Origin of the sequence: Thalassobacillus cyri (assembly GCF_900107755.1) — a bacterium.
In the GTDB taxonomy this organism is placed as follows: domain Bacteria; phylum Bacillota; class Bacilli; order Bacillales; family Halobacillaceae; genus Thalassobacillus; species Thalassobacillus cyri.
In genome coordinates this window covers 51,499-63,949 of record NZ_FNQR01000009.1, presented here as the reverse complement: position 1 = coordinate 63,949, position 12,451 = coordinate 51,499, and the positions used below count along the sequence as shown (strand labels likewise).

The 12,451-nt window shown below is 43.2% G+C and carries 10 protein-coding genes; 7 read left to right on the top strand and 3 right to left on the bottom strand.

What is annotated here, in order from left to right; all coding sequences use genetic code 11:
- Positions 1–504: 504 nt before the first annotated feature.
- The 5 genes from BLV00_RS11885 (at position 505) to BLV00_RS11865 (ending at position 6,033) form a co-directional block, all read left to right on the top strand.
- On the top strand, positions 505–1,803 hold the full coding sequence (locus tag BLV00_RS11885) for a homoserine dehydrogenase (protein WP_093045199.1): 1,299 nt from the start codon (positions 505–507) through the stop codon (positions 1,801–1,803).
- Positions 1,803–2,864 (top strand): threonine synthase, encoded by a 1,062-nt coding sequence (gene thrC, locus BLV00_RS11880; protein WP_093045198.1) that lies wholly within the window; start codon positions 1,803–1,805, stop codon positions 2,862–2,864. Before BLV00_RS11885 ends, thrC begins: the two co-directional genes overlap by 1 nt.
- The gene (thrB, locus tag BLV00_RS11875; protein ID WP_093045197.1) at positions 2,861–3,790 is read left to right on the top strand and encodes a homoserine kinase; all 930 of its coding nucleotides are present in this window, start codon (positions 2,861–2,863) and stop codon (positions 3,788–3,790) included. The genes thrC and thrB overlap by 4 nt, the downstream gene beginning before the upstream one ends.
- Before the next feature lie 126 nt (positions 3,791–3,916).
- Positions 3,917–4,399 carry a glutathione peroxidase gene (locus tag BLV00_RS11870; RefSeq protein ID WP_093045196.1) on the top strand — a complete coding sequence of 161 codons (483 nt, stop codon included), beginning with the start codon at positions 3,917–3,919 and terminating at the stop codon, positions 4,397–4,399.
- Positions 4,400–4,533: 134 nt separating this feature from the next.
- On the top strand, positions 4,534–6,033 hold the full coding sequence (locus tag BLV00_RS11865; RefSeq protein WP_245728956.1) for a flavin monoamine oxidase family protein: 1,500 nt from the start codon (positions 4,534–4,536) through the stop codon (positions 6,031–6,033).
- Here the strand turns inward: BLV00_RS11865 and uvsE are convergent.
- A complete protein-coding gene (uvsE, locus tag BLV00_RS11860) occupies positions 6,023–6,979 on the bottom strand; it encodes a UV DNA damage repair endonuclease UvsE (protein WP_093045194.1) in 957 nt (318 codons plus the stop codon). The two genes, BLV00_RS11865 and uvsE, sit on opposite strands and share 11 nt — an antisense overlap.
- 253 nt (positions 6,980–7,232) lie before the next feature.
- Between uvsE and BLV00_RS11855 the strand changes: the two genes are divergently transcribed.
- Complete coding sequence (locus BLV00_RS11855; protein WP_093045193.1) at positions 7,233–8,612, top strand: LVIVD repeat-containing protein; 1,380 nt, start codon at positions 7,233–7,235, stop codon at positions 8,610–8,612.
- 154 nt (positions 8,613–8,766) lie between these two features.
- On the top strand, positions 8,767–10,146 hold the full coding sequence (locus BLV00_RS11850) for a Glu/Leu/Phe/Val family dehydrogenase (RefSeq protein WP_093045192.1): 1,380 nt from the start codon (positions 8,767–8,769) through the stop codon (positions 10,144–10,146).
- A gap of 173 nt (positions 10,147–10,319) precedes the next feature.
- Here the strand turns inward: BLV00_RS11850 and BLV00_RS11845 are convergent, their stop codons facing one another.
- Both BLV00_RS11845 and BLV00_RS11840 read right to left on the bottom strand, forming a co-directional pair.
- The gene (locus tag BLV00_RS11845; RefSeq protein ID WP_281243020.1) at positions 10,320–11,801 is read right to left on the bottom strand and encodes a flotillin lipid rafts scaffold protein FloT; all 1,482 of its coding nucleotides are present in this window, start codon (positions 11,799–11,801) and stop codon (positions 10,320–10,322) included.
- Positions 11,785–12,309: an NfeD family membrane protein gene (locus BLV00_RS11840; RefSeq protein WP_093045190.1), complete on the bottom strand. Its 525-nt coding sequence runs from the start codon at positions 12,307–12,309 to the stop codon at positions 11,785–11,787. The genes BLV00_RS11845 and BLV00_RS11840 overlap by 17 nt, the downstream gene beginning before the upstream one ends.
- Positions 12,310–12,451: the final 142 nt, after the last annotated feature.

Sequence of the window (12,451 nt, the reverse complement as noted above, 5' to 3'; positions counted from 1 at the left end):
CAACCTAAAGTATCGAAACTAAGTCTTCATATAAAGGGAGCTAAACTGTGAAATCAATATTAGAAAAACTTGGCTTATCGTCAAATCCTTACGGCGAATGCCAAAGTGTTTCTTATACTTTAATCCTTTAACATTTAGACTTTCTTAAATTATAAAAAAAGCAGGAGCCGGGCTGTTCGCCTGACTCCTGCTTTCATTAATTATCATTATTAAATCATAGATAAAATGGCACCGATCACAACAATTGCACCAATAATCATTAAAATTGTACGGATCATTCATCTTCATCCTTTCTTAACATATCACTTTCTACTTAATAGGTTCCCTTATGTATGTATAAGTTAAACCCTTTTCAACAAATGGAAATATATCCTATCTGATGTGATATTATCCTTTTTGTAAAATTTTCAGAAAAAGGGTTGTAAAACACCTGCTTCATCACTATAATGTCCTTTATACGTAAACGAATGTACTTTCTATAAATACACAAGGAGGACGAAGGACATGACACAAACAATCTCCATAGGCCTGCTCGGGTTAGGTACCGTAGGAAGCGGGGTCGTGCATATTATTGAACAACACCAAGATAAACTGAAGCACCAGGTCGGCTGTAATGTGGAAGTTAAACACATACTAGTCAACAACCTGGAGAAAAAGCGCGATGTTGTCCTAAACGGAGCAAAATTGACAACCAATCCCGATGATGTTCTCAACGATCCAGACCTGGATGTCATCATCGAAGTGATGGGCGGGGTCAAGGGGACGAAAGACTATATTGTCCAAGCCCTCCAAAATAAAAAACATGTCGTGACCGCCAACAAAGATTTGATGGCTGTTCACGGCAGCGAATTGCTGGAAGTGGCCTCTGAAAACCGCTGTGATTTATTTTATGAAGCCTCTGTCGCTGGGGGTATCCCCATCCTTCGCAGCCTGGTGGAAGGCCTCTCTTCTGACCGGATTACAAAGATGATGGGCATCCTTAACGGAACAACCAATTACATCCTGACTAAAATGACGCAGGAAGGTGCCGCCTACAACGACGTACTAAAAGAAGCTCAAGAGTTGGGATATGCAGAGGCTGACCCTACTGCGGATGTGGAAGGAATCGATGCCGCCAGAAAGATTGCAATTCTTGGAACACTCGGCTTCTCGATGCACCTTGATTTGGATGATGTGTCGATTGCAGGCATCTCCCAGGTTTCAAAAGAGGATCTCGAATATAGTAAACAGCTCGGCTATACGATGAAACTGATCGGCATAGCTAACCGAACCGGAGATAAAGTCGAAGTTAGTGTACAGCCGGCATTATTTCCGGAAACTCATCCGCTCGCCGCTGTCAATGATGAATTCAATGCTGTTTATGTTTATGGTGAAGCTGTAGGTGAAACGATGTTCTACGGACCTGGAGCCGGTAAACTGCCGACCGCCACTGCTGTCGTTTCAGACCTTGTCGAGGTAATGAAAAATATCCGACTTGGCGTAACTGGCAACAGCGCCGTTTTACCACAGTTCGAAAAAAAGCTTAAAAACGATGAGGAAATCGAAGCAAAATACTTCTTACGCCTGCATGCGAAAGACCAGCCAGGAACTTTTTCAGCATTGACAGCCTTGTTTTCCAGTTATGGCGTAAGTTTAGAAAAAATCTTGCAGCAGCCTGCAAAAGAAGAAGGTGTGGCAGATATCGTGATGACGACCCATACCGTATCCAAGAAAAACTACCAGGCCATTTTACAACAACTGCATGATTTGGATGTTGTTTCTGAAATCAAAAGCAGTTACCGCGTCGAAGGAGATGAAAGCTGATGAACTGGAAAGGTTTGCTCCATCAATACAAAGAATATTTACCAGTCAATGACCAAACACCAAAATTGTCTTTATGGGAAGGTAATACCCCATTAATAGCATTAGATAATTTATCCGAACAACTCGGCGTGGATCTCCACGTCAAGTATGAAGGCCTAAACCCAACCGGTTCCTTCAAAGACCGCGGGATGGTGATGGCAGTAGCAAAAGCAAAGGAAGAAGGCAGTGAAGCGGTCATGTGCGCTTCGACCGGCAATACGTCAGCGGCTGCCGCAGCATATGCTGCGAGAGCTAATATGCGTTGTATCGTAGTCATCCCAGACGGAAAAATCGCTATGGGGAAAATGGCGCAGGCAGTCATGTATGGGGCAGAAATCTATGCCATCAAAGGTAACTTTGATAATGCGATGCAGATGGTCCGAAACTTAAGCGAAGAAGCGCCAATCACGCTCGTCAACTCTGTGAACCCTTACCGGATTGAAGGTCAGAAAACAGCTGCCTTTGAAGTATGCGAGCAACTAGGCACTGCTCCCGACGTCCTGGCGATACCAGTTGGAAATGCTGGCAACATAACAGCATACTGGAAAGGGTTCCAGGAATACAATGAGCGTAATCATACAGGACTGCCAAGCATGCACGGTTTTGAAGCAGAAGGATCTGCAGCCATTGTGCGAAACGAAGTCGTTGAAAACCCTGAAACCCTGGCGACTGCTATCCGGATCGGCAATCCTGCCAGCTGGGATAAAGCTATTGCAGCCTCCAATGAATCAAACGGTAAAATTGATTCGGTAACGGATGAGGAAATCCTCGAAGCCTATCATATGCTGGCCCAATCTGAAGGCGTTTTTGCCGAGCCGGCTTCATGCGCCTCGATCGCAGGTATAAAGAAAGACATCGAAAATGGGCACATCAAAAAAGGCTCAAAAGTAGTCGCAGTCTTGACAGGAAACGGGTTGAAAGATCCGGACTGTGCGATTGAAAATTCCACCATGAAGCCTGTAGTGCTCCCTAATGAAGAAGAAGTGGTTTTCGACCACATCTTAGGACGTGTCAAGTCATGAAGGCCGAGGGGATGTTCTCGATAAGAGTCCCTGCAAGCACGGCCAATTTAGGACCGGGATTTGATTCTATCGGGCTTGCTGTCAATCGTTATTTGACACTTTATGTGACTCCGAATAAGGAGTGGGCATTTGAGGCGATATCCGATAACTTGTCAGGGCTTCCTTCAGGAAAGGACAACCTGATCTACCAAGTGGCTGCTTCTATCGCCGAGTCGCACGGAGAGGCTTCTCTCCCTCCTGTAGCTGTTCAATTGACCAGCGATTTTCCGATGTCTAAAGGATTCGGCAGCAGTGCGGCTGCTATTGTGGCTGGAATTGAGCTGGCTGATCAACTATTGGGTCTCGACCTCTCATTAAAGGAAAAAGCACGGCATGCCAGCCTTTATGAAGGGCATCCTGATAATGTATCAGCTTCTTTGTATGGAGGTCTTGTTATCGGCTGTCACCAGACAAATGATACGCATATTGTTTTGGGTGGGCGTCCGGACATCGATATTGTAGCTGTCATCCCCAACTATGAGATGAAAACAGATGATTCACGAGGGCTTTTGCCAGAAAATTTCCCCTATCATCAAGCAGTCGAAGCCAGTAGTATCAGCAATGTCCTGACAGCTGCCCTCTTGCAAAATGATTGGGAACTGGCCGGAAAAATGATGTCCGAAGACCTTTTCCATCAACCCTACCGTGTCCAGGCAATTGCGGAATGGGAGAAGCTCATGTATTTGAAAGAATCATTGCCTATCTATGGGGTTGCTATCAGCGGTGCAGGGCCGATTCTCCTATGCTTTACCCATCCCCGAAAAGGAAAGTCAGTGATGCGCAGGTTAGCTCCTCACTTTCCTGATGGAGCTGTTGAACTCTTGCAGCCAGCCGGAAAGGGAGTTACCGTCACTCTCGACAGCCATACCTGTTCCGCGGCTAAATAAAGTTATAAATATCAGCCAGTGTTTGTCTCTGAGGGAGCTTACGCTGGCTTTTCCTGTTTAGGAAGCATTATCTTTTGACTTGTCTGATGCTTACTGCTAGCTTTTGATTTAAAGGGAGGCGGTTTAATGAGTAATGTCCATGAATTTTCAGCACAGACAATCACCGGAGAAGATAAGAAGTTAGCCGATTATAAGGGGAAAGTATTGCTTATTGTCAATACCGCAAGCAAATGCGGTTTTACCCCTCAGTATGAAGGGTTGCAGAAGTTATATGAATCTTATAAAGACCAGGGTTTCGAAGTATTAGGTTTTCCGAGTAACCAATTCATGAACCAGGAACCAGGTTCTGACCAGGATATTCAAGAATTTTGTAAAGTAAACTATGTAGTAAGTTTTCCTATGTTCAGTAAAGTGGATGTTAAAGGCAAAGATGCTCACCCGTTATTTAAACACCTGGTAAAAGAAGCACCTGGTATGATTTCCGATCAGGTCAAGTGGAACTTCACCAAATTCCTGGTCGACCAGGACGGAACAGTCATTAACCGGTACGCTCCTAAGACAAAGCCCGAAAGTATCGAAGAAGACATCCAAAAATTATTGAACCACTAGTAGAAGCTGGACGAGTAACCGATACTCGTCCTTTTTACGTGAACCACTCCATGAACTGCTCTAACGTCACACTTCCTTCCCCACATATTCCTGACCCCGGAAGCATATGTTTAAAACCGGGGAGGTGTCATAATTTGAATAATAATAACTCATTCAAGGCATATAGTGAGCTTACTTATCCGCAAGATATGCTGACTATTTTAAGGAAGGGACTTACTCCTGCTTCCCAGCCTAAAAAAATATTGATAGCAGGGGCCGGGCTGGCCGGTTTGACTTCGGCTTCTTTATTGAAACAAGCCGGACATGACGTCACTATTCTAGAAGCAAACAACCGCATTGGCGGAAGAGTTTTCACCTTGCGCCAACCTTTTCATCAGGGAAACTACTTAGAACTGGGAGCTATGCGTATTCCCGATAATCATGTACTTGTGTTCGAATATATACGTCGTTTCGGATTACCCGTAAATAAATTCATCAATACCACCCCGGAAGATATTCTATTTGCGAATGGAATTATGACAACCCGTGAGAGGTATGAACAAAACCCTGACATTTTAAACTTTCCAGTAGAAGGTTGGGAAAAGGGAAAAACAGCAACAGAACTATTCCTCTCTGCTGTGGAACCTTTCATTGAGTTATATAACCTCAGTAATCCAGACCAGCAGGAACAATTAAAACAAAAATTTGCGCGTTATTCGATGGGCGATTTCCTAAAGCACAACCCGCTCGGTCAATCGATGTCTGCCAATGCTATCAGAAAAATTAGTGTCCTGCTCGGAATGGAAGGCTTCCCTGAATTCGCGTTTATCGATATTTTGACAGATATCATATTTCCTATCTTCAATGAAGAGACAAACTTCTACCAAATTACTGGCGGAAATGACCAGCTTCCCCTAGCCTTTTTGCCACAGCTTAGAGATAACATCATTTGCAACCAGCAAGTAACAAAAATCATTCAACGTGCGAAGGGGATTGATTTTCTAACAAATGATCGAGTGATAGGGCAACAAAGGAAATATAGCGGGGACTTAGCCATTACTTCCCTCCCATTCACAGTATTTCAATACATTGACGTGGAGCCGTATGATTCCCTCTCTTTTGAAAAATGGTCAGCTATCAAAGAATTGACCAATGTACCAGCCGTAAAAATTGGTATTGAATTCAAAAGCCGCTTTTGGGAAAAAGACCAGCTTGGCAACATTATTTCAGATAGTCCAACACGGTTCACCTATATTCCCAGTAAACTTGACGGTACCGGTCCTGCAGTTATGCTCGCCAGTTATAGCTGGGGAAATAATGCTATGTTATGGAACAGTCAGCCGAAAGAGGAACATATACGTCAAACGCTCGAAGATCTGGCTAAAGTATATGGTAATCAAGTGTATACCGAATTCATCCAGGGGGTAACGTTCAATTGGAGCCAGAACCCTTTTTCTGGAGGTTGCTTTACGTTATATACCCCCCATCAGGAGATGAATTATGGAAAAATCATCCCTTTACCTGAACAAAGGCTCCATTTTGCAGGAGAACATACCTCTTCCTTTCATGGATGGATGGAAGGCGCTATTGAATCTGGCATTCGAACCGCATTCGAAGTGAACAACCGGAATGAGTTACATCTCTTCAAATTTTAATAGTCGCCCCGCCGATGCGCTGCACCCCACGACGAGCGGCCATATCTTCCACTAATTGCAATAATGCACGATCTTTTGCTTTTGCTTCGACCATAAAATCAACCGATTGATCAATCTCCTTCAATTTATCAATCAACGGCTGTAAAAAATCTAAACTTACATAATCAGCATGACTGCGGAATGCTTTTTCCGATTTTGGTGAGGAGACATGGAGTTTAGGCTGGTGCATACTATCCTCCCATGTGTCCATAAATTGAAAAAGAATATCATCCAGGATTTCTCCCTCTTCCCGGTTCGCAACGTAATGGTGATAATCGAACATCATCGGTATTCCTTCTTCTTCACAAATAGCCAACGTTTCGCTCGCTGTATAAGTTTTGTCATCATTTTCTAACGTCATTTGCTTTTTGATGTATTCCGGAAGCTGGCGAAGGTTATCATGAAACCTTTTGACAGCTTCTTTTTTATTGCCATAAGCGCCGCCTACATGGATGTTGATTAGTAACTCTTCTTCCAGTCCCATGGCTTCAGCAATCGCGTAATGATACTCCATGTCCCGGACTGCGTTCCGGGTCACGTGAGGTTTATCACTTGTAAACAAGGTAAACTGGTTCGGATGAAAGCTTGACCGAACTCCATGCTTCTTCACAAGTGCCCCTATTTCCTGGTAAAGATCCCTGAATGGGGTTATGTAATCCCATGGTACTTCTTCATGGGTAGCCAGTGGAACGATCGAAGAAGAAAAACGGTATAGTTTGATTTCATGGGCAACATTATAGTGTAGTGCCCGCAAAGTATGAAGCAGATTTTTTCTGGTTATTTCATGAAGCTTGTTAACCCGTTCATTCTCCCCCAGCTGCTTCCACCGGGTGAATGTCATCGTTTTTTGTGGAGAAGCATCCCATAAATTCAATGCGTGGGCAACATACCCAAAGCGAATAATCAAATTCCTCACCTATTCTGTTATTTATTAACCTTTCTGGGTTCAGTTTTCCACTATTATCCCCGGCTAAACACGTGCCCCCCCGTAAACCGTACTATCTTTCATTATATGATTAGGAACATCTGCTTATTTATGCAGGATAATTTTACTGAAAATTCATAATTTATTGTTAATAATATCCAGCTACGCTATACTGAATCTGGAAAAGCCCTCCAACCCGGGAATGGAGATCAATAACATTTGGGAGGTTTCCATCTTGAAGAAGAAGCGATTATTAAACATGACCTTAGCTGGCGCACTCACATTTTCATTGGTTCCAGCCACTGCATTCGCCCACGATGAATTAGGCGGTGGAGGTGAGAAAGGCGAAAACCTGGCAGGTGAAGAATTGTCAGTACCTTTATTAGAAGGTACTAAAAATATGGATCACTGGAAAGAAGTAGCGGCTGTCCAATTGCAGGAAGTAAAAGAAGGAGTGTCCAATACTACCGCTGACGTCTATAGCCATAAAGGCTATGCTTATCTTGGAACACATGCGGCTAATGGTGGCGAAGGCGGTGTCCGTGTGTTCGATATGAAGGATCCCGCTAACCCGAAAGAAGTTACTTCCTTCGCCCACCACGAAGGAACCTGGCAGGAAAAAGTGATTGTAAAATCCGTAAATACACCAAGTTTCAAAGGTGACCTGGCTGCTGTAAGTGTGCAAAAGCTGGACAGGGGGTCTGATGCTACAGGCGGGTTTTTATTATACGATGTAACCAACCCTGAGAATCCAGAAAAATTAGGCTTCTGGGAAGATACCTCTGGTGCACGGGGTACACATGAATTATACCTATTTGTTCAAGACGGTAAACCTTATGTGCTGACAGCCAATAATTATGCGGATTATTATTCCGATGGAGAAAAGATGGATGTACATTTGGTTGATGTCAGTGACCCGTCAGCTCCAGAGTCGATCTATCAATTCAATCCAAGGGATTACATCGATGAGGTTAGTGATGAAAACTATGATGGATATAATTGGACAGACGAAGACGGAGTTAGAAGAGCCTCATTCGCCCATAGTGTTAGGACTGATAAAAATGGTGACACTGCTTACCTTTCTTATTGGGATCTTGGAACCATCATCCTTGATATTCAAAACCCAGAAAACCCTGTCTATTTAGGAAGGACAGACTTTGCCCCGACCGTCCAGGGTGCAGCCCACTCTTCCACTCTTGCAAAGGGCGGGAACATTCTTATTGAAACCAGGGAAGTATTCGGGCCAGTCCGTGAGGGCTTCGAGTCCGCTTACGGTTATACCATGATTTATGATATCCAGGATAAAACAAACCCTAAGCTTCTAAGCTCATTTAAAACAGACTTTACGGAAACTATTCCAGGTGGTGCGACAGTTCATGACCCGAAAGTAAGAGGAAATACCCTTTACTTGTCCCATTACTCAGGAGGCGTACGTGCAGTAGATATTACCGACCCGGCAAACCCTGTGGAAGTTGGAGCTTACATTCCGAGCCAATCTAACATTTGGGGAGTTTATGTAGACCGGAATTATGTACTTGCTTCCGATATGGGCCAAGGGCTTAAGGTGTTGCAAAAAAATCCGAATAATGAGGAAGCACCTCATGAAGATGAATAGAGTATAAAAAGGCGGCCTTAGGGCCGCTTTTTTTGGTATGTTTTTATCTATATTTCATACGACCGTTACCCTAATGTAACTTTAAGATTACTTATTTGTAATAAAGGGGAAGGATAAATATAGCATCTATTTTTTCTGCAGGAGGGTATCTTTTATGGAAAAGAAAACAGAAGATATTATTGAATCATCTTTGAACGCTTTAGCAGAAGACGACTCGTTTTTACCAGACCTGCGAGATGAGTCGAGGCAACAGGCGTTCAAGTCATTAGTATCAATACTTTCAACCCCCAATCATGTTAATAAGTCCTTTCTCAGGATTGCTTTAGAAAATGGCACAGTAGTCCGTATTCCCGCCTTCCGGGTTCAGCACAATAAAACGTTAGGTCCCTATAAAGGCGGAATCCGATTCCATGAATCTGTGAATGAAGATGAAGTTTCTAACCTGGCTAAATTGATGACTTTGAAAAATGCGCTCCACGACGTGCCATTTGGAGGTGCCAAAGGCGGGGTCATTATCGATCCTAGAGAATATACAGACAAGGAATTAAACTTGATTTGCAAAAAATATGTCCAGTATTTCAGTGATATTTTAGGGACGGAAAAAGATATCCCTGCTCCCGATGTAGGCACTAGCGCAAGGGAAATGGATTGGATGATGGCTGAGTACAAAACGATTCATCCAGGTCAGCCCTATCGGGGAAGTTTCACGGGTAAAAGCGTAATTAATGGAGGCTCCCTTGGCAGAAGAGCTGCAACGGGAAAAGGGGTATATTTTACGTTTCGCTATATGATGCATAACTTTATGAAAGAGAATATCACGTGGATGAAAGATAGTGACAATAGATTTGCCAGAACTGCCATAGAGCACTATGACCGTCCATTGACAATTGCCATTCAAGGGTTTGGAAATGTAGGATCTGTCGCAGCCCTTCAAGCTTATCAATGCAACTATCTCCAAAATAAAGTGGTTGCTGTCAGTGACCGTAATGTCACCTTATACAATTCAGACGGTCTCGATATCCACGCTCTTATCAAATATGGTAAAAAACACAAAGGCGACCTGCCAGTTGATGACAAGACGTTAGCCGAATATGAAATCAAGGCAACGGTTCTTAACAGGGACGATTTATTAGAAATGGAAGTCGATGCCTTATTCCTGGCTGCCCTGGAAGACCAAATCCACACTGGAAATTTGGAAAATATAAAAGCCCGCTTAATTGTGGAAGGGGCTAATGCTCCAGTAACAGAAGACGCCGATCAATACTTGAGTGATCAAGGTGTGCTTATTGTGCCTGATATTCTAGCTAACGCAGGCGGTGTAATCGTTTCATACTTTGAATGGATGCAAGGAAGAGAAACACAGTTTGATACGGAGGATCAGATCTATGAAAAGTTATATGATAAAATGCAGGAAACATTAGATACCATTTTACCGCAATTCTTCAAAGATCCTTTCCCATTGCGGCAAAACTGCTATATCCATTCTGTCACAAAACTATCTACCGTGTTATACCGTCAGGGAAAGCTCTATTAACAAAAGCGTAAGCGCCTTGCTAGTAATGACGTTCGACTAAATAAGGCACGTCCTGTGCAGCGAAGCTGGATGCAGCCCACTACAAAAGGTTATCACTCGTAATTAATTTTAAAATTCCCAGATAGGAACAAAGCAGGCCGTCGATTTGGATTTCGACGGCCTGCTTTTTCTTATTATTCAGTTTCAACTGGCTGTTTTTCTTTTTGAGAAAAGCTCTCGTTGATTTTCTTTTCACTGTTGGCAGCTACGTTGTCGAGCATCCCCTTCATATCAAATCCAGAGACATCCTTTAATGTTTCTGGCAATTGACTCATCAAGTTAGTTACATAATGACTCATTCGTGTTGCTCCATCTCCATTTCCTGTGCCATTTCCATTATCCACAATTGTGACTTTATCAATAGAGCTTACTGGTTCCGCAATTTTTCCCGCAAATTCAGGAAGCATTTTTATGATCATTTCCAGGATAGCCGCTTCACCATATTTCTCCATAGCATCTGCCAATTTCTCTTTGGCGGCCGCTTCGGCCAGACCTTTTTGCCTGATAGCAGCAGCTTCTGCTTCCCCGTCCAGTCGGATTTGTTCTGCTTTTGCTTCAGCACGTTTTACCTGCGTCAGCTTATCTGCTTCCGCCTTTTGCTCTGCGGCATAACGTTCCGCTTCTGCTTTTCTGGATATTTCCGCTTCATACTGCCGTTCTTTTCGTCTGACTTCCCGTTCTTCCAAATCTATCAACTTATTTTTCTCGACTAATTGTACTTGCATTTCTTCTTCTTTTATTTGCTGCTGAGACTTCGCTTCCTGTAATTGATAAGCCATGTCTGCTTCTGCTTTGGATGTATCTTGTTCGCGCTTATATGCAGCAATTTTCAACTCTTTATTTTTAGTAGATTCTGCAATTTGTGTTTCACTTTCCAGTTCAGCACGCTTACTTTCCCTTTCGGCACTGGCTTTTTGAATGCGAGCGTCCCGCATCGCATTGGCTTCAGCTATTTGCGCATCACGTTTTACTTCAGCGATACGCGGTTTACCTAAAGCTTCTAAGTAACCATTTTCATCCTGAACATCCTTGATCGTAAAGGATACGATCTGCAACCCCATCTTCTTGAGATCGACAGCTGCCTGGGTTTGTACTTCTTGAGCAAAACGTTCCCGGTTTTTATAAATTTCCTCAACCGTCATTGTTCCTAAAATGGCACGCAGATGCCCTTCCAATACCTCTTGTGCTTCCTTGCGAAGTTCAGAATCATCCTTGCCAAGGAATTGTTCCCCGGCTGTAGCGATTCCCTCGGTTGTGCTTTGAACTTTAATAATCGCAGTGCCATCAGCCATTACTGGGACACCGTTTTCAGTATAAACATTAGGAGTAGAAATATCCAGGCTGTGAGATCGCAAACTGATGAATTCAGCCTGCTGGAAAACCGGCAGTATAAACGCCCCTCCGCCTCTGACAATTTTTATCCCACTGCCATCATCTGCTTTATGTACATTCTTATTTCCTAAAAAACTCCCTGTGATTATCATTGCATCGTCAGCACCAACGGTCTTATAACGGGCAGCGAATAATATCCCGAATGCTACCAATACCGCTATAATGACACCAATTACAACTAAGAAATCCATGCTCAACCCCAACCCCTTAATTAAATTCTTCATTCATTGACGAAACATAAACTATCTGCTCTTTCACCTCTACAACAACGACTTTTTCCCCCTGCTTGATCTCTTCATAATCGAAGCTCTTCGCAATTTCATTTCGACTGCCGTGAGTAGATTCAATAAAGACCTCTCCCATCCCCTCTGCTGGAATGGTAGTAATGACTTCTGCCAGCTTTCCTTCAAGATCCATGACAGATTTCGAAGTAGATGATTCAGCATTAGACATAGGAACAATCATAAAGTGATAGATAAGAAAATAAGCACCAGTCCCTATAAGCAAGCTTGCCAATAAGACATAAACCGCAATCCAATCCGTGTATTTTGTAAGTAATACACCAGCTCCACCTATCACAGAAAGGGTACCAAACAACAAGAGCGGGCTTAAAAATTCATCCAGTCCCTCAAACAGCCCCTCTATTATATCCCCAAAGAAAGTTGCGAGAACAGCTGCCCCAAGGCTGCCCCAGAGAATCCACCAATAAATATCGACTATTTCTATCACCATCACATCCTTTCCCTAGAATTTTCATGGAGCTTAACCGTTAGTAATATGTACGTAATGGTATGTAAAAAGTTTCACTAATTGGGAAAATATCCAATTGTAAGGCAATAGAATTTTACCACTTTTTATATGAGTAAAGTAAGAT

Coding starts and splice junctions, on each gene's coding strand:
- BLV00_RS11885 (WP_093045199.1), top strand. CDS start 505: ATGACACAAACAATCTCCATAGGCCTGCTCGGGTTAGGTACCGTAGGA.
- thrC (WP_093045198.1), top strand. CDS start 1,803: ATGAACTGGAAAGGTTTGCTCCATCAATACAAAGAATATTTACCAGTC.
- thrB (WP_093045197.1), top strand. CDS start 2,861: ATGAAGGCCGAGGGGATGTTCTCGATAAGAGTCCCTGCAAGCACGGCC.
- BLV00_RS11870 (WP_093045196.1), top strand. CDS start 3,917: ATGAGTAATGTCCATGAATTTTCAGCACAGACAATCACCGGAGAAGAT.
- BLV00_RS11850 (WP_093045192.1), top strand. CDS start 8,767: ATGGAAAAGAAAACAGAAGATATTATTGAATCATCTTTGAACGCTTTA.
- BLV00_RS11845 (WP_281243020.1), bottom strand. CDS start 11,801: ATGAAGAATTTAATTAAGGGGTTGGGGTTGAGCATGGATTTCTTAGTT.
- BLV00_RS11840 (WP_093045190.1), bottom strand. CDS start 12,309: ATGGTGATAGAAATAGTCGATATTTATTGGTGGATTCTCTGGGGCAGC.